The organism is Stenotrophomonas sp. 22LJNL06-5-1 (genome assembly GCF_056861455.1).
The window spans coordinates 571949-592061 of the sequence record NZ_JBSPUE010000001.1 but is presented as its reverse complement, the minus strand read 5'-3'; the positions used below and the strand labels follow the sequence as shown (position 1 = coordinate 592061).

Here is a 20113-nt window from a genome sequence, read left to right as displayed (position 1 = left end):
GGCGGCTGCGGCGAAAGCGAAAGTGTGCTGGGCGCTGGCGTCCTGCGCGACGATACGACGAAGCAAAACGAACCGAGTTTGGAGCAATCCCATGGCTGTGCAGAAATCCCGTGTCACCCCGTCCCGCCGCGGCATGCGTCGTGCGCATGACGCCCTGAGCGCCAAGCAGCTGTCGACCGACCCGACCACCGGCGAAGTGCACCTGCGTCACCACATCACTGCCGATGGTTTCTACCGCGGCAAGAAGGTCATCCAGACCAAGACCTCGGCCGTCGAAGAAGATTGATGTGCCGGGAAGGCCGCTGCCTCCGGGCAGCGGCCTTTGCCTTCTTTCCCGGGTGTGCCGGTGATCGGCGGCCCGCGCAACAGGAAACATGATGAGCAAGCGGATCTATTCGAGGATCGCGGGCACCGGTAGCTATTTGCCGGAAAAAGTCCTGACCAACGCCGACCTGGAAAAAATGGTCGAAACCTCGGATGAGTGGATCCAGTCGCGCACCGGAATTCGTGAACGGCACATCGCGGCCGAAGGCGAAACCACCAGCGACCTTGGCTACAACGCCGCCCTGCGCGCGCTTGAAGCCGCAGGCATCGACGCCTCGCAGCTCGACATGATCGTGGTCGGCACGACCACCCCTGATCTCATTTTCCCGTCCACCGCGTGCCTGATCCAGGCCAAGCTCGGTGTTGCGGGGTGCCCTGCCTTTGACGTCAACGCAGCCTGCTCCGGCTTCGTGTTCGCGCTGGGCGTGGCCGACAAATTCATCCGTTCCGGTGACTGCAAGCATGTGCTGGTGATCGGCACCGAAACGCTGACCCGCATGGTCGACTGGAACGATCGCACCACCTGCGTGCTGTTCGGCGATGGCGCTGGCGCCGTCGTGCTCAAGGCCGACGAAGAGACCGGCATCCTCAGTACCCACCTGCATGCCGATGGCAGCAAGAAGGAGCTGCTGTGGAACCCGGTCGGTGTCTCGACCGGCTTCAAGGACGGCGCCAATGGCGGCGGCACCATCAACATGAAGGGCAACGACGTGTTCAAGTACGCCGTCAAGGCGCTGGACTCGGTCGTGGACGAGACCCTGGCCGCCAACGGCCTGGACAAGTCCGACCTGGACTGGCTGATTCCGCACCAGGCCAACCTGCGCATCATCGAAGCCACCGCCAAGCGCCTGGACATGTCGATGGACCAGGTCGTGGTGACCGTCGACAAGCACGGCAATACCTCGTCCGGCTCGGTGCCGCTGGCGCTGGACGCCGCCGTGCGTTCGGGCAAGGTCGAGCGCGGCCAGCTGCTGCTGCTGGAAGCCTTCGGCGGCGGCTTCACGTGGGGTTCGGCTCTGCTGCGCTATTGATAGTGCAAGTTACGACAACGTGAAGCTTTGTCGTTGCGGCCCCTCTGGGGCCGTAACGCGTTTAAGGAGGACCTGTCATGGTTGAGCCCATCGTCATCGAAGGGCAACGTGCCTGGCTGAAGCAGTACGGCAAGGGAAGCCGGGCGCTGGCCCTTGGCCTGCTCAATTTCGTTGCCCGTCGTTTTCATCTGGACGCCCTGCGCCCGCCGCCGCACCGTGGCGGTGATGCCGCACGCGAAACCGAAGCCCGTCGCCTTGCAGAACTGCAGGCGCAGGGCGTGAACGTGCCCGATGTGCTGGGCACCGGGCATGCCGCGCTGGTGATCGGCGACAACGGCAGTTCGTTCAATACCTGCCTGCGCGAAGCCGACGAGGCAGGCCGCGACCGCCTGGTGATGGCGGCGATGCTGGCCATTGCCGCAGCGCATGAGCGCGGCGCCTATTTCGGCCAGCCGTTGCCACGCAATCTCACCTGGGATGGCGAGAAGGTCGGTTTCATCGACTTCGAGGAAGATCCGCTGGAAGTGATGGATCTGTCCGAAGCGCAGGCCCGCGACTGGCTGATGTTCGGCTATGGCGTGGCCAAGTACTATGCCGACCGCCCCGAGCACCTGCAGGCGATGATGGCCGAGGCGATGGGCGATGCCCAGGCGCCGGTGCGCGAGCACGTGCACGCGGTCAGTGGCCGCCTGCGCAGCCTGGCCCGGGTCTGCATGAAGCTGGGCCGCTCAGCGCGCGCGCTGGCCCATTCGATCTTCATCGCCCATGGCGCCAGCACCGCGGGCGTGCTGATGCTGGTCGGCCTGTGCGTGGATTTCCTCGCCGACGGCGATCTGGACGTCCTGCAGTTGTTCTGCTGATCAACGGCTGGGGCCGGATCCCTTTTCCCATGGAGAGGGATCCGACCCCGGATCTCCAGCGCGTTGCGACAGCCCTTCACCATACGCGTGCATACGCGCACGTACAGACGACACGGCATGTTCCCCCTTATCATGGCCCGCTTCGATTGCAACAAGCGGATGACCGCGTGACCGTATCCACCCTCGCTTTTGTCTTCCCCGGCCAGGGCTCGCAGTCTGTGGGCATGGTGGCCGAGCTGGCTGAACTGCACCCGCAGGTGCGTGACGCCTTCACCGAGGCATCCGATGGTGCCGGCGTCGACCTGTGGGCGCTGTCCCAGGGCGGCCCGGAGGAAATGCTCAACCGCACCGAATACACCCAGCCGGCCCTGCTGGCCGCAAGCATCGGCGTGTGGCGCGCCTGGAACGCCGTGGGCGGTCCGCGCCCGTCGGTGCTGGCCGGCCACAGCCTGGGCGAATACACCGCCCTGGTTGCCGCTGGCGCGCTGAGCCTGCATGACGGTGCGCACCTGGTGCGCCTGCGCGGCCAGCTGATGCAGGAAGCTGCACCGGCCGGTGTCGGCGCCATGGCCGCCGTGCTCGGCGCCGAAGACCAGCTGGTGCTGGACGTCTGCGCTGAAGCGGCAGGCAGCCAGGTGGTGGTGCCGGCCAACTTCAATTCGCCGGGCCAGATCGTGATTGGTGGCGACGCCGACGCGGTCGACCGTGCGCTGGCGCTGCTGGCCGAGAAGGGCGTGCGCAAGGCGGTCAAGCTGGCCGTGAGCGTGCCCTCGCACACCCCGTTGATGCGCGAAGCCGCCAACCGCCTGGCCGAAGTGATGGCCGGCCTGGCCTGGCAGGCGCCGCAGCTGCCGGTGGTGCAGAACGTCGACGCCAAGGTGCATGACGGCATCGACGCGATCCGTACTGCGCTGGTCCAGCAGCTGTACCAGCCGGTGCAGTGGACCGGGTGCGTGCAGGCGCTGGCTGGCCGTGGCGTCACCCAGATCGCCGAGTGCGGCCCGGGCAAGGTGCTGACCGGCCTGGTCAAGCGCATCGACAAGACCATCGACGGCCGTTCGCTGGCCACGCCGGGCGACTTCGAAGCCGCCCGCGAGGCATGGTCGGCCTGATCCCCCTTGTTCCTGCCGAGCGTACCGGTGGCCGCTGCAAGCGGTACGGGTACGGCGGCCGTCCCAGCCTGAGGAAAACATCATGAGCAAGCCCCTGCAGGGTGAAATCGCACTGGTCACCGGCGCCAGCCGTGGCATTGGTGCCGCCATCGCCGATCTGCTGGCCGCCCAGGGCGCCACCGTCATCGGCACCGCCACCACCGAATCCGGCGCTGCCGCAATCGGTGAGCGCCTGGCCGCCCACGGCGGTCACGGCCGCGCGCTGAACGTCACCGACGCCGCTGCGCTGGACAGCGTGCTGGACGGCATCGCCAAGGAATTCGGCCCGATCTCGATCCTGGTCAACAACGCCGGCATCACCCGCGACAACCTGCTGATGCGCATGAAGGACGAGGACTGGGCGTCGATCATCGACACCAACCTGACCAGCGTGTTCCGCACCAGCAAGGCGGTGATGCGCGGCATGATGAAGGCGCGCAAGGGCCGCATCATCAACATCGCATCGGTGGTGGGCGTGACCGGCAATGCCGGCCAGGCCAACTACGCGGCCGCCAAGGCCGGCATCATCGGCTTCAGCAAGTCGCTGGCCAAGGAAATCGGTTCGCGCGGTGTCACCGTCAATGTTGTCGCACCTGGCTTCATCGACACCGACATGACCAAGGCGTTGCCGGAAGAAGCGCGTACCGCGCTGATCAACGACATCGCCCTCGAACGCCTGGGTTCGCCGGAAGACATCGCCCATGCGGTGGCCTTCCTGGCCGGCCCGGCTGCCGGTTACATCACCGGCGAAACCCTCCATGTGAACGGTGGCATGTACATGCCGTAAGCAAGGGGCGCAGGGATTGCGCCGCAAGTGGTTGATCTGCTGAGGTTTTTGCTGCGATGCAAGGCCGCGCCGGTTTCCACTACACTATCCCACGGCCATCGCCTTTGATGGCGACCACTTTTGAACCACAACTCCATCTGGAGCGAGATCCCATGAGCACCATCGAAGAACGCGTCAAGAAAATCGTCGTCGAACAGCTTGGCGTCAAGGAAGAAGAAGTCACCAACAGCGCATCGTTCGTCGATGACCTGGGCGCTGACTCGCTGGACACCGTCGAGCTGGTGATGGCCCTGGAAGAAGAATTCGAGTGCGAGATCCCGGACGAAGAAGCCGAGAAGATCAGCACCGTGCAGGCCGCCATCGACTACATCAAGGCCCACGTCAAGGCCTGATGTCAGACGGCAGTGCGCGCGCGGGTTCACGCTCGCCGCGCACCGCACCCCATGGGGCCGCTGTTGCGGCCCCGTGTGTTTGAGCATCACACCGAAGCAAACCGAGTTGCCCGTTGAAATCATCCGGGCCAGGAGAATCAGCAATGAAGCGTCGCGTCGTCGTAACCGGCCTGGGTATCGTCTCGCCGTTGGGCAATGATCTGGCCAGCAGCTGGGAAGGCATCACCCATGGTCGTTCGGGCATCGGTCCGCTGACCAACGTTTCTGATGCCTACCTGGATCGGTTCACCACCAAGATTGCAGGTGAGGTCAAGGGATTTGACATCACTGCCGACAATGAACTGTTCGGCAAATTCCGGGTCAGCGGCAAGGATGCCAAGAAGATGGACCCGTTCATCCATTACGGCCTCGGTGCCTCGTTCATGGCCCTGCACGACTCGGGCCTGGAGATCACCGACGCCAATGCCGAGCGCATCGGCGCCATCGTCGGCGCCGGCATCGGCGGCCTGCTCGGCATCGAAGAGCAGACCATCGAGTTCCATGAGGGCAAGAAGATCTCGCCCTTCTACGTGCCCAAGACCATCATCAACATGCTGCCGGGCCAGCTGAGCATCATCACCGGCCTGAAGGGCCCGTCGTTCTCGGCGGTGTCGGCGTGCGCGACCTCGAACCATTCGATCGGTACCGCGATGCGCATGATCCAGTACGGCGATGCCGACGTGATGGTGGTCGGCGGTGCCGAGCGTGGCTCGTCGCCGACCGCACTGGGCGGCTTCTGCGCGATGAAGGCCATGAGCACCCGCAACGATGCGCCGGAACAGGCCTCGCGCCCGTGGGACAAGGATCGTGACGGCTTCGTGCTGGGCGACGGTGCCGGCATCCTGATCCTGGAAGAGTACGAGCACGCCAAGGCGCGTGGCGCGAAGATCTACTGCGAACTGGCCGGCTTCGGCGCCAGCTCTGACGCGTACCACATGACCGCACCGAGCGAGAACGGCGAAGGCGCCGCGCGCTGCATGGCCATGGCCATGAAGGACGCCGGCGTGACCCCGGAACAGGTCGGTTACCTCAACGCGCACGGCACCTCCACGCCGCTGGGCGACCTGGGCGAGACCATGGCGATGAAGACCGCCTTCGGCGACCACGCCTACAAGATGATGGTCAGCTCCACCAAGTCGATGACCGGCCACCTGCTGGGCGCTGCCGGCGGCGTGGAAGCGATCTTCTCGGTGATGGCGCTGCAGGACAACGTCATTCCGCCGACCATCAACCTGCAGCAGCCGGGCGAAGGCTGCGACCTGGACTACGTGCCCAACGAAGCGCGCCAGGCCAAGGTCGACGTGGTGATGTCCAATGGTTTCGGCTTCGGCGGCACCAACGGCACGCTGATCTTCAAGCGCGTCTGACCGGTGCGGTAGGTTGTAGAGTCGACTGTTGGTCGACTGCTCTTCGCGGGAAGCCAAATCCCCGCGCTGCGCGCGCTAGTCGACTGACAGTCGACTCTACCGTTCGGCGTCCGGAGAATCGGATCAACGCCGTGCACCACGGAGCCGCCGCAAGGCGGCTTCCGTGCATCTGAACCCCCGAACTGGCTGCCATGACCCACGCACCATTGATCCACCCGCTGCCGCACCCGATCGATCTGCTGGCCCTGCAGCAGCATGACCCGGCGCGCTTCCCGCTGCTGATGGAATCCACCGCCTCGGGCACCGCCCAGGGCCGCTGGAGCCTGCTGCTGGCCGCGCAGGGCGATGGCCTGCGGCTGGATGCCGATGGCCAGGTGCGCGACCAGCACGACGCGGTACACACTGGCAGCTTCCTGCAGGTGCTGGATCGCGCCTGGCAGCACGAACGCCTGCCGCACGACGGCAGCCACAGCCTGCCGTTCCGCGGCGGCTGGGCGTTGATGCTGGATTACGAAGTGGCCAGCCAGATCGAACCGGTGCTGCCGGCGCGTGCACGCGCGGACGGCCGCCCGACCGCGCTGGCACTGCGCTGCCCGGCCGCGGTGCTGCACGACCATCACAACGATGCCAGCTTCGTCATCGCCGAAGCCGGCGAGCAGGCGTTGCTGGATGCGCTGGTGGCACTTGCCTCGGCCGCGCTGCCCGAAGCCGGGCAGGGCTGGCAGCCGCCGCAGTCGGTGGGCGAGGATGCGCCGCAGCGCTTCACCGACGGCGTGCGCCGGGTGATCGAGTATCTGCGTGCCGGCGATGTGTTCCAGGTGAACCTGTCGCGGCGCTGGAGCGCCCAGTTCGCTGCGCCGGTCAGCCCGCAGGCGCTGTACGCGCAGCTGCGCCGTGCCAACCCAGCACCGTTCGCCGGCCTGTTCAGCGCGCACGGCCGCCATGTGGTCAGTTCCTCGCCGGAGCGGCTGGTGTCGGTGCACGCCGGCCACGCGCAGACCCGTCCGATTGCCGGCACGCGTCCGCGCTTCGAGGGGGACGATGATGCCGCGCGCATCCAGGAGCTGGTCGGCCACCCCAAGGAGCGTGCCGAGCACGTGATGCTGATCGACCTGGAGCGCAACGACCTGGGCCGCATCTGCCTGCCCGGCACCGTGGTGGTCGATGAGTTGATGACGGTGGAAAGCTACGCGCACGTGCACCACATCGTCAGCAACGTCAGCGGCCACCTGCGCCCCGAGGTCACCCCGGGCGAGGTGATCGCCGCCACCTTCCCCGGCGGCACCATCACCGGCTGCCCCAAGGTGCGCTGCATGCAGATCATCAGCGAACTGGAGCAGGTGCCGCGTGGTGCCTACACCGGCGCGTTCGGCTGGCTGAACCGCGATGGCGACCTGGACCTGAACATCCTGATCCGCACCGCCGAAGTGGATGGCCACGAGGTGAGCTTCCGCACCGGCGCCGGCATCGTGGTTGATTCGGACCCGGACAAGGAACTGGACGAGACCCGCGCCAAGGCCCGCGGCCTGCTGCGCGCGCTCGGCCAGCAGGGCTGACGCGGCCGGTTCGGCTTCGGTGGGTGCCGACCTTGGTCGGCACGGATGCCGCCATGGCCGTTCATCCACGCATGGCGTGGATCTACTGATCGCCGCGCCATGCATGGATTGTGGTGGGTGCCGACCTTGGCCGGCACGGGCACATGCCCCCGGTCATGACCCCAATCCACCGGCAAGGTATCCTGCACGACGGAATCGAGTTCAGAGGTAGTCCATGGCGGGAGCCAAGCGCGGGTGTCTGTTCGTGGTAACGCTGGTGGTGGTGCTGGCCGCCGTCGTGGCCGGCGCGGGCGCGTGGTTCTTCTACCAGCAGACCCGGTTCGCCGATGCCCCGATCACCCCGTCCGCCGAGAGCATGGTGATCGCCAGTGGCGATGGCATGAACAGCGTGCTGCGCAAGCTGCGCGATGCCGGTGTGGACGAGGGCCAGGACACCCAGTGGCAGCTGTTGGCGCGCCAGCTCGATGCGGCCGGCAAGCTGAAGGTGGGCGAGTACGCGCTCAGTGGCGACCTGACCCCGCGCGAGCTGCTGCTGCGCATGCGCGCCGGCAAGGTGCTGCAGCACCGCGTCACCATCATCGAAGGCTGGAACATCCGCCAGCTGCGTGCCGCGCTCAAGCGCGCCGAGCCGCTGCTGCACACCACCGACAACCTGGATGATGCCGCGTTGATGCAGCGTCTCGGATTCGGTGGTCAGCATCCGGAAGGCCGCTTCCTGCCGGAGACTTACGTCTACCAGCGCGGCGACAGCGATCTGGACGTGCTCAAGCGCGCCCACGCCGCGATGGAAAAGGCGCTCGATGAAGCCTGGGAGAGCCGCGCGCCGGACCTGCCGATCAACACGCCCTACGAACTGCTGACGATGGCGTCGATCATCGAGAAGGAAACCGCGCTGGCCAGCGAGCGTCCGCAGATTGCCGGCGTGTTCATGCGCCGCCTGAAGATCGGCATGCGCCTGCAGACCGACCCGACCGTGATCTACGGCATCGGTGCCGCGTATGACGGCAACATCCGCCGCCGCGACCTGACCACCGATACGCCCTACAACACCTATACCCGTGCCGGCCTGACCCCGACCCCGATCGCCATGCCCAGCCGCGATGCGCTGATGGCGGCCGCACAGCCGGCACCGGGCGACGCGCTGTACTTCGTCGCCGTGGGCGATGGCAGTGGCGCGCACGTGTTCTCGCCCAGCCTGGACCAGCACAACGCCGCAGTGGCCCGCTACCTGCAGCAGCTGCGCCAGCAACGTACCAAGGAGACCCCGGCGCAATGAGTCCCGCGCTGCTTCGCCACCCGCGTTTCGTCAGCCTGGAAGGCGGCGAGGGCGCGGGCAAGACCACCGCCATCAATGCCATCCGTGACTGCCTGCGCAGCCATGGCCACGAGGTGGTACTGACCCGCGAGCCGGGCGGTACGCCGCTGGCCGAGCGCATCCGCGGCCTGGTCTTGAAGCCCGATGCCGAGATCGCTGCGGAGCCGCTCAGCGCCGAAGCCGAACTGTTGTTGGTGTTCGCCGCACGCGCGCAGCATGTGCGCCAGGTGATCCAGCCGGCGCTGCAGCGCGGCGCCTATGTGCTGAGCGATCGCTTCACCGATTCCAGCTATGCCTACCAGGGCGGTGGCCGCGGGCTCGATCCGCAGTGGATTGCCGATCTGGAACGTCGCGCGGTGGGCCTGCTGCCGGGCCTGACCCTGCTGCTGGACGTGGACGTGGCAGTGGGCCGTGCACGCGCCAATGGCCGTGACCTGTGGCCGGACCGCATCGAGAGCGAACAGGACGATTTCTTCCAGCGCGTGCGCGAAGTGTTTCGCAGCCGCGCGCAGCAGGACCCGCAGCGCTTCGCGCTGATCGACGCCGGCCAGGTACAGGCGCGCGTGGCGGCGGATGTGGTCGCGCGTGTCGAGCGCTGGCTGCAGGACGGGGAGGGCGCATGAGCACGTTTTCGCCGTGGCAGCAGCGCGCGTTCGATCAGACGGTTGCCGCGCTCGATGCTGATCGGCTCGGTCATGGCCTGCTGATCTGCGGCCCGGCGGGGCTGGGCAAGCGCGAGGTGGCGTTGGCCTTGGCCGACCACGTGCTGGCGCGCGGTGATGCCGCGCATGCCACGCGCACGCGCCAGCTGATCGCCGCCGGCACCCATCCGGATCTGCAGCTGGTCAGCTTCATTCCGAACAAGAGCGGCGACAAGCTGCGCACCGAGATCGTCATCGAGCAGGTGCGTGAGATCACCGACAAGCTGGCGCTGACCCCGCAGTACGGCGTGGCGCAGGTGGTGATCGTGGACCCGGCCGATGCGATCAACCGCTCGGCGGCCAACGCGCTGCTGAAGACGCTGGAAGAGCCGCAGCCCGGCCGCTACCTGTGGCTGATCAGCAGCGACCCGGCGCGCCTGCCGCAGACCATCCGCAGCCGTTGCCAGCGCCTGGAATTCAAGTTGCCGCCGCAGCACGAAGCGATGGCCTGGTTGCAGCAGCAGGGCCACAGCGAAGCATCGGCGCGCGAAGCGCTGGACGCCGCGCGCGGCCATCCCGGCCAGGCCGACAACTGGCTGCGTGAAGATGGCCTGAGCCTGCGCCGCGAAGTAGGGCGCGAGCTTGAACAGCTGGCCGCCGGCAAATCCGGTGCGGTGGAGCTGGCGCAGAAGTGGTGTGGCGATGACAACGCGGCGTTGCGCCTGCGCTTTGCCGCCGACCTGGCGCTGGCCCAGGCCAGCACCGATGCCTTGACCACGCCGGAGCGATTGCACAAGCTTGCAGCCTGGTTCGATGCGGCCAACCGCACCCGCGACCTGCTACGCACCACGGTGCGTGCAGACCTTGCCGTGGTCGAGTTGCTGCTGGCCTGGAACAAGGTGAACGAGCGGCCTGCCGCAAGGGGAAATCGATGAGTGCCAGCAACGCCCGCCAGGGCATCCTGTCCCTGGCCGTGAAGGACAAAGCCGCGCTGTACAGCGCGTACATGCCGTTCGTGAAGAATGGCGGCATCTTCGTGCCCACGCCCAAGCGCTACTTCCTGGGCGACGAGGTGTTCCTGCTGCTGACGCTGCCCGATTCCAGCGAGCGCCTGCCGGTGGCCGGCAAGGTGATCTGGGTGACCCCGGCGGGCGCGCAGGGCAACCGCACCGCCGGCATCGGCGTGCAGCTGGCCGACGGTGCCGAAGGCGAGGGCGTGCGCCACAAGATCGAGACCCTGCTGGCCGGCCTGACCGGCTCGGACAAGCCGACCCATACGATGTGAGGCAGCGCCGGGCGGTTCTGTAGAGTTGAGCCATGCTCGACTGCCGTTGCCCGAAGACACCCGTGAACACGAATGTGAAAAACGGTTGACGGCCTCTGAAAAGCCCCTATAATGAGCGGCTCAGCAACACACCGGGCGGTTAGCTCAGCGGTAGAGCATTGCCTTCACACGGCAAGGGTCACAGGTTCGATCCCTGTACCGCCCACCAAATAGAACCCTGATTTTTCAGGTGTTATGAAGAAGCCGGCCTTGAGTCGGCTTTTTCGTAACTGCGTGGTAACAGCATTATTTCCTGCACCGGAGGGCGTAATGACCAAAGCTGAAGTTCGTCGTCATTTCCCTGCATTGCTCGCCGCCTGGCGCGTCCTCACTGAAGTGCGTGAGTTGGATGAGCAGAAGCTCCGATTCTCCGAATTCTATTCTTGGCTGCGTTCGGCGCATCCGGACGCGGTCAGGTTCCGGTCTGTGAGGGGCCATCGTGACGACCTTGAGCAGTGGTTTGACGAGGCAACTCACCAAAGCTGGCGAAACTAGGCGCCCTGGCCGGGGCGTAACTGCCAGATCCAGATCTCTGGGGTATGCCGGGTTGGGCTGCCAAGCAGAGTTCGGCCGGAACTTGCGACGGGCGTCACATTCTTGATTGAATGCACTGCGCAATGACGCGCTTTGCAAGGATGGGAGGTGGTAATGGCTATTTACATGATTGGCCATGACCTCAATAAGGCCGGTAAGAACTACGAAGGATTGATTGCCAAAGTTTAGCAACTGAGCCTTCTCTGATGGCATTACCTGGATTCCACTTGGTTAATCTCCAGTAGTAGCAGTTCGATAGATATACGAGATGCACTTCGTCCGTATCTGGACGCGGACGATGAACTACTGGTCGCCGCTCTCGCCAAGGGCGATGCGGCGCGGGTCGGTTTCAATACGGAAGCCTAAAGCTGGCTGAAAAGCCAGCTTTAAATGCGGATGTGCCGCCCCCTGGGTTCAACCCCGGGGGTGCTTATGTCTACAGGCGTTTTCGAGCCACGCAAAGCGAGACGCTACGGACCATGTCTTAGAAGTGCGAGCAGGTCGGCACCCTGCATGGCCTCCCGCGTGGATAGGCTGTGGAATATTTCACCACCGCCGTAAAGACTGAATTTCTCAGGCCATCCTTCGCTGCGCGACGATCTCGGCTCAGTCGCTACAAGCGAGCGACACCTCAGACAGATGCGCGCCAGTGGTTCATTCACTGACGCGCATGAGTATCAGATCGTCGCAGTGGTTCCGCGAGCGACGCGCGCGCCCTCAATGACCCGTTCAAGCTCGATGAGCACCCTTCTTGGCAGCTTCGTATCGGCCAACGCCATTGCGGGATCTGAGACCAAGCGGTTCGCGTCGCCAATCATTGCACGGCAAGCCTGCTCGAAATAGGCTTTACCCGTGCCATTGAAGCGTGAGTACAGCTGGGCGTATATCCCAGTGTACAAATCCACTTGGCGGTAGCGATGGACGTCATTTGGGGTGCTTCGCAGGAGTTTGTTCGCCTCTGCGAACAACTTCTGTGCGTCGACTATGTCAGGGACTTCCAGCGCGCGCATCAAATTGAGCCTCGCTTGCTGTGTGTCGATATGCGCCGTGTGATAGCCATTCTTGCGTTCCGCAAACGAGTACGCCTGCTTAAAGAACTTCTGTGCGGTGTCATAGTCCTTATAGGTTAGCTGCGTCATGCCATACTGAAGCCAAAAGTGTGGATCCTTGCCCAGCCACTGCACCTGTCGTTTGACGCTGTCGTAGTACCTTACGAGATTTGTCTTCCGCTGCTTCTCTGGCAACATTCGCTCGATCACCGAGAAGCGTAGGAGACTCTTTTGAATTTCCTTCTTCTCTTTCAGCTCACCCCAGCCATCGCCGATCTTTGACACAATTCGCAACAGTTGATCCACAACATACGTTGGGTTGAACTGATGTGAGATTAGCGCCAGGGCGAACGGGCTGGATTTCGTTCTGATCTGATTTCCGCTCAGTACAAACATCTGCTGGAACGCAGGGTCGTTCCGCAATTCGGACGAATAAATTTCGTCATTCATTGCGATGTCGGCAACCAGGCTGGACGTAAGTTGCAGGTCCAAGAATGAAAGAAGTGCAATGGAGAAGATCGTGTCCTTTTTCTTCGAGTCAGCAAGTAGGTGTGACACCAGTCCTCTGACTCGCTCGACAATCTGAGGGGCGTTGAGCACGCCAAGAAGCGCGAGCGAGAACTGACGCTTGTGGTCATTGGCGACAACTGAAAATTTTTCTCCGGGGCTTCTTCCGGCCTTCTCGCCCCAAAATCCTGCGTTCTCAAAAATTTCAATTAACCTGTCGACTTCACTTGTCTCGAGATCGTCAACAGAGAATTCGGCAAGTTTTATCGAATGATTGCTAAAAAGCGATCTGTTCCGTTCGTGGGTGGAAGTTCTTGCGGCAAGAAGCAGAGTGATGTTCGACGGATCGATCGCTGCAAAGCTCTTGATCAATTCCAAGTTCAAATCGTAGGAGTCTACGATGACGAAAACCTTAGCACCCGCCCTCGTGAGCTTCTCCAAGTCATCATGCTGGTGTGGGTTTGCTTCACTTGCGACGTACACGGCGTGACCTTCGAGTGCCAGCGACGACCTCAGCATTCGGAGAAATAGACTCTTTCCATTGCCGAATTCGCCTGTAACTACGATGTGCGCTCCGGATTTCACCATTTCTTTGGCTTGATACATTGCAGAGCGATGAACCAGAATCGGAGCGCCACGATCTCCCGTAAGCGCGCCATCCAGAAGATCATCGCTGATCTGGCCAAACAAGAAGAGGTTTGATACGTCGCTGTCGCGAATCTGCGGGGCTGACTGATCAATCGAATATGGCCATAGGCTCGCAAGAGGCTCACTCTCTGTGCTCTCTCCCGCGGGCAGCGGGGAGCCGATGAGGTCGCCCAAGCCGTCTGCGCCGATGTCGAATGGAATGCCAAACTTTGAGAACGTGAACTCTTGGCGAGAATCCATCGGGCTGCGCGTTATAAAGTAAGTCTTTGCTCGAAGTTCAGGGCTCTGATTGAGTATTTTTTGGATATCAATGTCGTAAAGCGAATAGCCGACAAAGACTATTGCAGTCGCGAACTCGAGGTCCTTCTTGAAAACGTAGTTCCAGCGTGATTCGTTGAACCCGGCAGGCGACAAGTAGGATGACGTCGAGAGCTTGAATTCGCGCTCCAGTGTGTCGGCGGTGAGATTGTTTAGTGAGCCATTGATGTGCACGCAAACGTTAGATAACGCCTGAAAGTTTGCGGGCGGCTGGGAGATGTCGACTGGGATGATGGACTTCCCATTGGCCTGTGCGGATCTTTCAATGCACAGGTCGTAGTTGGTGGTGTAGATGCGCCGCCAGGGCGCGCTCGCGATGTTGCTGTGGTGGGGGTGCCAAGTGTCGACAGAGAAGGTCTTGTGCAGAAGCGCTATCAGGCCTGAAGGACTGTGGTTTTTGAGATAGAAGTCCGCCGCGAATCGCAAATCCTCGTAGGCTTCGAAGCCGCCCGCTTTGCCAATCAAGCCGGCGAGCCGAGATGCGGTAGGCAAGTCATCTTTGATTGCAGCGGCATCGGCCGAAAAACCGGAGCCGACGAAAAGTACGGCGCCGCCTGCTTGAATCTTACGTTTCAGTTCATCCAATTGCTCATTGCTCATCTTGGTCATCCTTGCGATCAGGAGCACGCTCTTGCCGGAGATCGGCACGATTCCCTCCTATTTAACACGATTTCCGAATGACTGCTGTAAGGGGTTTCCCTACGCCGCTCTAGGCAATGAATCAAAAATGCTTGACGCAGGTGTTATCCGTTCACTACGGTGACATTGGCGGTGTTGCGTTGTCCTGCTCATTGCTATGGAAAGCAGGCGGGCACCCGGTCACCGGCGCGAGGTGTGCGGATCCGCAGAACGCCGGCCCGGGCTGCAGGTGTTGTTTGGGACCCCGCCTGCTGGCCCCTCTCTCTGATACAGGGCCTCGACTTCCGCACGAAGACGACTGCGGATGGCGTCCGGGAAGAACATGCACGCATAGGCATGAGGGCTCTCGGGGTAGGCCGACACGGCGTCGCCGCCACCGCCGAGAAAGACATTTGGCCGGATGGTGACTTTCGCGGCCTCGCGCTGGATGTGAGCGTCCGCGGCTGCAAGGGCTGCTTCTTTCGGCGGCATGCCGTCGCGGAGTTCGCGGATGTCGTCAGCTAGCTTTTCAATCTGGGCGCGGACCCGCGCCACCTTGGGCAAGTAGTCGGTCATGATTAATCCCTTACTGGCTAAGGCCCCAATCGGCCATGGTCTGTTGGAGATGCTGTGAGGCGGCCTGGTAAGCCCCTGCGTCGCCGGACGAAGTGCTGAGTTCGTCGTATGCGGCGGCTACTACGGCGTCCACCGCATCGATCGCAGCCATCCAGTGTTTCAACTTGGCCAGCGTCTCGTGGCGATGTCCGTCCAGGGTTTTGCCACCGAGGCTTGTCGGCCTGCCGACGCCCACCTCGAACTGTCTGCCGCTGAAGCTCTTAGATGCGGTCTCCATCTCTTGGCGAATAAACTTTCGCTGATCGTTGAGCTCCTTGCGCCGCTCGCTCAGCGCGCGGCGCGCGGCAAAGTAGAGGTCATTGCGAATTCGCAGGTGCTCCAGCTTCAGCAGGGAGGAAGGGACGAACGGAGATGTACCACTCACGGGGTGCTCCGGGGTTGAGGGAAAACGCTGGAAGACGCTCGGGCCTGGCTGCCAAGGCGTGCTGGAACGCGGGTAGGGTGCGCAACGCATCGGCCAGGAGCTCGGCAGGAGGGATGCCGGCAACATTGGCCGCGTCGTTCATGGCGTCGCAAACCACCTGGGGTAGATCGAGCTCGATTTTCGGCATGGCGGCAAGGCTCTGAGGCAGCGTCTATTGAACGCTGGCCGCCGCTGCACGGCCGGGCTGGAATGCGCAGGAGCGCGCACTTGCTGGCGGCGAATTGGGGAAACGGGAGCTGAGCATTGAGTCCGCCGGCCTGAGGCGGGAATTGCACAAGGCGCGCAGGCGTGAATCATCCGTTTTCCTCGGGGAAACCCACGTTTTCTGCGGACCTGTGGTGGAGCACCCTTTAGGCCGAAATACTGTCTTTTACCGGGGTCCGAATTCCCCCCGGTTGCTGTGGACAACGGCAGGGGCCCCCGCCCGCAATTTTTCAGCAAGTTATCCACAGGTTTGTCCGTGGCGGTGCGTGATCGCTGCCACATATATTCGCCCCGACCATTCCGGTCATAAGGAGAACGATATGACGGGACATCCTCAGCAGTTCGTGATCTACAAGGACAAGGCCGGTGAGTTCCGCTGGCAGCTCTACGCGCAGAACAGCAAACTCATTGCCGATAGCGGCGAGGGTTACAAGAACCGAAGTGATTGCATCCACGGCGCCAGATTAGTTAGCTCGATCGCAGCTGGCGCGTTGATGTGGGACCGGTCAACTCAACAATGGGTTGAGTAGTTGATGCAGGGGCGGCGCAGTTGTGCGCCGCCCCTTTGTCTCAGTTATAGGGTTAAGTCCGTGGCCTGCCCTGCGCCAGCCCAATGGCGTCAAGCGCGCTTCGTTGTGCGGGAGACACGCTTGAGGCCAATGCTTACCGAACACCGCCGATGGCAGCGCCTCTCCCACCCACTTACAGCGATTGCGCAGCTGGGCATCGATCGGGAGGTAACGGCCGCGCAGAGCAACGTGCGGCGGCCGGCCGGCGCGCGGCTGCGAGCCTATCAAGAGCGTCTCTGCCTATGCTCTAGCTCGCAAGTGCAGCGAGCTGCGGTAGGAAGGGGGCAACCGCGGTTCCTATGATCTGCATGTGATCTGATACGGTCGAGACAAACCTAACGTATGCCTCGTGGAAGCCCTTCTTGTTCCCAGCCAAGCGCATTTCCTCAACTGCCTGAGTCAGTCGTTGGATGGTGACTTGATCGGCCGCAGAGGTCGAAATTGCCTCCAGAAGCTCTGTGAACAAGGCGGACTCATTGTGTACCGACGTGGCTGTCTGGGTCGTTCCTGGGCTTCCGTTTGCGACGTTCTGCACAGTTCCGTAGATGTTCGTATGGAAAATCTGCTGTACTCGGTCTTGCGCGATAGGTTCAGAGTTCGGCGGCGCCTCCCCCGCTTCTGGCGCAGCCGCTTCTATGTCGATAGCAAAATTTAGGACCTTTGTACGAACCGTGTCTAGAACACCCACAATCGCTGCGACCGGAATGACCTTCCACGCCTCCATGCAGTTCATGCCGTCATAAATTTCTTGTCCAAAATGTGCCACAAGGTCAGGGTTCCAAGGCTCCTGCAGGGTGCCCCCACTTGCGTTGCTCACAAGGCTCTCAAGCGCAGCGATTCCACTTTGAATGTATGTGTGGCTGAGCATCGCTTGGAAATCGCTTGGCAAGCAAGACAAGGGGATGTTTGCGTTTCTAAGGCCTGACTGAAAAGGTCCAGAAAAATGACCTTTAGAGATGACATTCGCAATCCGATAGGGAGGGAGTTCGTCCTTGGAGTTGTAACCGTCGAGTTCGTTTGCAACCCAGGATCTCAACTCTTCATTCCGAAGCCGCGCAGCCAGTAGTGTGCATTTGCGTAGCAAGTCCGAGAGTGGGATCGAAGAGTCGACTGCTGCCTGCTGGATATCTCGGAGAAGTGACATAGCGTTTTTCGGCTGCTCTGGGGCTGTGTTGTTAGACGTATCCTAGAGCAGAGGTGCGTCCCCATGTAAATCGGATGTGTAGTCGATTAGCCTCTCAGCGGAAGCTCTCGCCGGATTCGATCCACGCAAGCAGGTCGCCCAAGTAGTACCAAGGCGTTTTGGCGGGCTGGAAGAAGCGTGGACCCTTTCCCTCCAGTCGCCACCGTCGAAGGCGGCTAACAGGGCAGGGGATCAGCGTTGCCGCGGTCTGTTCGTTTATCCGACCATCGATCGTCACGTAGTGACCTGTCGCCTCCAAGCGCTCGCGCACGTCTGTGATCGAAGTCGGGAGACTGCTGCCGTGGGCAGCGCGTGGTTGTTGACCGTGACCCGTCCTGGTCATCACCGGCGAGGAGCGTATCGAGGCCGGAGAGGAACATCTGCTGCCATGACGATGATTGCCGCTCTTCCTGCGCGCCATGCGCTGTCCCGCCACCCCAGGCAGGCGTAGTCTCAGCCCATTGCTGTGCCCATCTACTCTGGAGTGCCACCATGCCGCTCGCCCGCATCGATCTTCGCAAAGGTAAATCCGCCGACTACCTGCAACGCGTCGGTGAAACCATCTACCAGGCCATGCGCGCGGTGGGCGTGCCGGAAAACGATCGCTTCCAGATCTTCCAGGAACACGCGCCCGGCACGTTGATCTACGACCCTGGCTATCTGGGCGTGGACCGCACCGACGACTTCATCTGCATCCAGATCACCTGGAACGAAGGGCGCACACTGGAGCAGAAGAAGGCACTGTATGCCGGCATCGCTGATGGCCTGCACGCGGCGGTGGGCATCCGCCGCGAGGATGTGTTCATCAACCTGGTGGAAGTGAAGAGGGAGAACTGGTCGTTCGGTAACGGGGTTGCGCAGTACGTGAGTTGATGCGCGAAAAGCATCCACGCATGGCGTGGATCTACACCTCGCTGCCGACCTGCTCGCCTTCGGCAGCTGCCGCAGTGCGGGCCGCCTTCACTGCGTCGGCGCTGTTGGGTTGTTCGCACTCGATGCTGGTCACGTAGCCGTCGTGGCTGATGTTGTGCTCGGCGCGCTTGACCAGCCACTGCCCATCCACGCCATCGCGGAAGCCTTGCATCACTACCGTGGCTTCGGCCATGAGCGTCTCGCGGCCGGGCAGGGTGTAGCTGAGTGTCCGCGTCTGCCGGGCTTGTTCCTGATGCTTGGCGCGCGCTGCGGCTTCGGCGGTTTCGCGGTCGGCGTAGGCCATGCGCAGGCGCACGATCGGCTCACCGCTGCCCACCTTCACCTCCTGGCGCTTTGCACCACGTACATCACGGTAGTAGGCGATGGTGGTGCCGGTCTTCTCGCGCGAGGCGATGTTCACCTTGTAGGCACTGCCATCGGCGGGGGTAAGGGTGACGTCGGGAATGCGCTCACCGCTGGCACTGGTGGATTCGCCGCGTTTGACGAACATCAGGCGGCCGCCGCCCGGCTTGGCGATGGCATCGTGCTGCTTGGCCAGGCGCAGCAGCAGGTTCATGTCCGACTCCTGCGATTGCACTGTCAGCGGCAGCGCGATCGACGCCAGCGATCCGCTCACGGCCGCGCTCAGTCCGTGCTCGCCGGCCATGCGCTGGACCATGCCGCCGATCGTCGTGCCCTTCTTCCAGGTGCGCGTCTTCTGCGTCTGCAGATCGTTCTTGCCGCCCTTGCTGGCCTCGAACGGTGCGGCGCGCGCGCGCAGGGTCATGCTGCCCGGGAAGCCGGAAATCTCCACCTCATCGCAGATGTACAGGCCCATGCGCCGTACTTCGCCGTCGTAGCCGATGAAGGCTTCCAGCTCCGCACCTGCCAGCGGCAGCTGGATCGGATTGGACGGATCATGGTCGGCCAGTTGCAGCTCCAGCATGTCCGAGGTGTTGTCGGTCTCGTCGGTGATGCGCAGTGATTTGAAGCGCGACATGATCTTGTCGGTGATGTCCTGGCTGTTGGCCACCACGCGGAAGGCCGGTGCGATGTTCAATCCCACAGGGCCACTCCCTTGCGTTCGCTGGCGGGGCGCTGCACGTCCGGCAGGGTGATCGCGATGCCCGCAGGCAGTACCGCGCCGCGCGCGGCCAGGCCCGGGTTGGCATCGAACACCGCGCGCAGAATGGCCGGTGATTGTTCGCCATAGTGCGCATACGCGATGCGGTCAACGACGTTGCCGTCGCGGGTGTTATACGTTCGTGCCATCGCTGTGCTTCCGCAGGGAGAGGGTGAATTCGTGCCGCTGGATTCCCGCATCGACGGTGAAGCCGGAGGCAGTGGCGTCGATCTTGTCGATGACCCACAGCCCCAGGTTCCCGCCCTTGCCGGTCAGCAGCCGCTGGGGCTTGCCCTGCGCCGCCAGCTTGCGCAGCTGCGAGAGCTCATTGCCGGCACCACGGAATGCATAGTGGATGACGCCGGGCAGCGTCATGCTGGCCTTGCCGGGGCCGGTGTACTGCAGTGCGGCCATCTGCCCGATGCGCTCCTGCGCAGCCCAGCCATATTCGTTGCTCTGCTGGATCTCCTGGAATACGGCGGTGTTGAGGCTGAACTTGAAGCCACCCAGCATCAGCAGCACCGGGGCGTTGCCAGAGTCGTTGCTCTGGAAACCGGACAACAGCTTGTCGATGGATGCGGTTACGAACTCGCGCTTCATG

22 protein-coding genes and 1 tRNA gene are annotated in these 20113 nt (G+C 62.9%); 16 read left to right on the top strand and 7 right to left on the bottom strand.

The window, feature by feature from the left end:
* Nucleotides 1-91 precede the first annotated feature (91 nt).
* From rpmF to AC13GF_RS02740, 14 genes are all read left to right on the top strand, one after another.
* The gene (gene rpmF / locus AC13GF_RS02805) at nucleotides 92-286 is read left to right on the top strand and encodes a 50S ribosomal protein L32 (RefSeq protein WP_004154640.1); all 195 of its coding nucleotides are present in this window, start codon (nucleotides 92-94) and stop codon (nucleotides 284-286) included.
* 91 nt (nucleotides 287-377) lie between these two features.
* The gene (locus tag AC13GF_RS02800; protein ID WP_049434317.1) at nucleotides 378-1355 is read left to right on the top strand and encodes a beta-ketoacyl-ACP synthase III; all 978 of its coding nucleotides are present in this window, start codon (nucleotides 378-380) and stop codon (nucleotides 1353-1355) included.
* Between the two features lie 77 nt (nucleotides 1356-1432).
* Nucleotides 1433-2215, top strand: coding sequence for a BUD32 family EKC/KEOPS complex subunit (locus tag AC13GF_RS02795; protein ID WP_126928557.1), 783 nt, complete (start codon nucleotides 1433-1435; stop codon nucleotides 2213-2215).
* Between the two features lie 167 nt (nucleotides 2216-2382).
* Complete coding sequence (gene fabD / locus AC13GF_RS02790; RefSeq protein ID WP_483003164.1) at nucleotides 2383-3327, top strand: ACP S-malonyltransferase; 945 nt, start codon at nucleotides 2383-2385, stop codon at nucleotides 3325-3327.
* An 82-nt stretch (nucleotides 3328-3409) separates the two neighbouring features.
* The gene (fabG, locus tag AC13GF_RS02785) at nucleotides 3410-4153 is read left to right on the top strand and encodes a 3-oxoacyl-ACP reductase FabG (RefSeq protein WP_004146899.1); all 744 of its coding nucleotides are present in this window, start codon (nucleotides 3410-3412) and stop codon (nucleotides 4151-4153) included.
* Nucleotides 4154-4305: 152 nt separating this feature from the next.
* Nucleotides 4306-4545, top strand: a complete 240-nt coding sequence (gene acpP, locus AC13GF_RS02780; RefSeq protein WP_005415509.1) for an acyl carrier protein — start codon at nucleotides 4306-4308, stop codon at nucleotides 4543-4545.
* Between the two features lie 143 nt (nucleotides 4546-4688).
* Nucleotides 4689-5951, top strand: coding sequence for a beta-ketoacyl-ACP synthase II (fabF, locus tag AC13GF_RS02775; protein ID WP_333579293.1), 1263 nt, complete (start codon nucleotides 4689-4691; stop codon nucleotides 5949-5951).
* A gap of 191 nt (nucleotides 5952-6142) precedes the next feature.
* Entirely contained in the window at nucleotides 6143-7507 is a 1365-nt protein-coding gene (locus tag AC13GF_RS02770) for an aminodeoxychorismate synthase component I (protein WP_483003162.1), read from the top strand.
* Between the two features lie 214 nt (nucleotides 7508-7721).
* Nucleotides 7722-8783, top strand: coding sequence for an endolytic transglycosylase MltG (gene mltG / locus AC13GF_RS02765; RefSeq protein WP_483003161.1), 1062 nt, complete (start codon nucleotides 7722-7724; stop codon nucleotides 8781-8783).
* Entirely contained in the window at nucleotides 8780-9445 is a 666-nt protein-coding gene (gene tmk / locus AC13GF_RS02760; protein WP_005408317.1) for a dTMP kinase, read from the top strand. The genes mltG and tmk overlap by 4 nt, the downstream gene beginning before the upstream one ends.
* Complete coding sequence (locus AC13GF_RS02755; RefSeq protein ID WP_483003159.1) at nucleotides 9442-10398, top strand: DNA polymerase III subunit delta'; 957 nt, start codon at nucleotides 9442-9444, stop codon at nucleotides 10396-10398. The genes tmk and AC13GF_RS02755 overlap by 4 nt, the downstream gene beginning before the upstream one ends.
* On the top strand, nucleotides 10395-10748 hold the full coding sequence (locus AC13GF_RS02750; RefSeq protein ID WP_005412452.1) for a PilZ domain-containing protein: 354 nt from the start codon (nucleotides 10395-10397) through the stop codon (nucleotides 10746-10748). Before AC13GF_RS02755 ends, AC13GF_RS02750 begins: the two co-directional genes overlap by 4 nt.
* A 133-nt stretch (nucleotides 10749-10881) precedes the next feature.
* Nucleotides 10882-10956 (top strand) — tRNA-Val (locus AC13GF_RS02745).
* 101 nt (nucleotides 10957-11057) lie between these two features.
* Nucleotides 11058-11282, top strand: coding sequence for a hypothetical protein (locus tag AC13GF_RS02740; RefSeq protein WP_483003157.1), 225 nt, complete (start codon nucleotides 11058-11060; stop codon nucleotides 11280-11282).
* Nucleotides 11283-11998: 716 nt separating this feature from the next.
* Here the strand turns inward: AC13GF_RS02740 and AC13GF_RS02735 are convergent.
* The 3 genes from AC13GF_RS02735 to AC13GF_RS02725 form a co-directional block, all read right to left on the bottom strand.
* Nucleotides 11999-14491, bottom strand: a complete 2493-nt coding sequence (locus AC13GF_RS02735; protein ID WP_483003155.1) for an SIR2 family protein — start codon at nucleotides 14489-14491, stop codon at nucleotides 11999-12001.
* Nucleotides 14492-14662: 171 nt separating this feature from the next.
* On the bottom strand, nucleotides 14663-15037 hold the full coding sequence (locus tag AC13GF_RS02730; RefSeq protein ID WP_483003153.1) for a hypothetical protein: 375 nt from the start codon (nucleotides 15035-15037) through the stop codon (nucleotides 14663-14665).
* Between the two features lie 10 nt (nucleotides 15038-15047).
* Nucleotides 15048-15461: a hypothetical protein gene (locus tag AC13GF_RS02725; RefSeq protein ID WP_483003152.1), complete on the bottom strand. Its 414-nt coding sequence runs from the start codon at nucleotides 15459-15461 to the stop codon at nucleotides 15048-15050.
* Nucleotides 15462-16045: 584 nt separating this feature from the next.
* Between AC13GF_RS02725 and AC13GF_RS02720 the strand changes: the two genes are divergently transcribed.
* Complete coding sequence (locus AC13GF_RS02720) at nucleotides 16046-16255, top strand: YegP family protein (protein ID WP_099783034.1); 210 nt, start codon at nucleotides 16046-16048, stop codon at nucleotides 16253-16255.
* A gap of 286 nt (nucleotides 16256-16541) precedes the next feature.
* Here AC13GF_RS02720 and AC13GF_RS02715 read toward each other — a convergent pair whose 3' ends face one another.
* Complete coding sequence (locus tag AC13GF_RS02715) at nucleotides 16542-17438, bottom strand: AbiTii domain-containing protein (RefSeq protein WP_483003150.1); 897 nt, start codon at nucleotides 17436-17438, stop codon at nucleotides 16542-16544.
* Nucleotides 17439-17969: 531 nt separating this feature from the next.
* Here AC13GF_RS02715 and AC13GF_RS02710 point away from each other — a divergent pair.
* A complete protein-coding gene (locus AC13GF_RS02710) occupies nucleotides 17970-18350 on the top strand; it encodes a tautomerase family protein (protein WP_014036197.1) in 381 nt (126 codons plus the stop codon).
* 31 nt (nucleotides 18351-18381) lie between these two features.
* On the opposite strand, the gene AC13GF_RS02705 is transcribed toward AC13GF_RS02710, so the two are convergent.
* The 3 genes from AC13GF_RS02705 to AC13GF_RS02695 are packed head-to-tail and all read right to left on the bottom strand — an operon-like array spanning nucleotide 18382 to nucleotide 20112.
* Nucleotides 18382-19455 (bottom strand): phage late control D family protein, encoded by a 1074-nt coding sequence (locus tag AC13GF_RS02705; RefSeq protein ID WP_483003149.1) that lies wholly within the window; start codon nucleotides 19453-19455, stop codon nucleotides 18382-18384.
* The gene (locus AC13GF_RS02700) at nucleotides 19446-19661 is read right to left on the bottom strand and encodes a tail protein X (RefSeq protein ID WP_483003148.1); all 216 of its coding nucleotides are present in this window, start codon (nucleotides 19659-19661) and stop codon (nucleotides 19446-19448) included. Before AC13GF_RS02700 ends, AC13GF_RS02705 begins: the two co-directional genes overlap by 10 nt.
* Complete coding sequence (locus AC13GF_RS02695; protein WP_483003147.1) at nucleotides 19645-20112, bottom strand: phage tail protein; 468 nt, start codon at nucleotides 20110-20112, stop codon at nucleotides 19645-19647. The genes AC13GF_RS02700 and AC13GF_RS02695 overlap by 17 nt, the downstream gene beginning before the upstream one ends.
* Nucleotide 20113 lies beyond the last annotated feature (1 nt).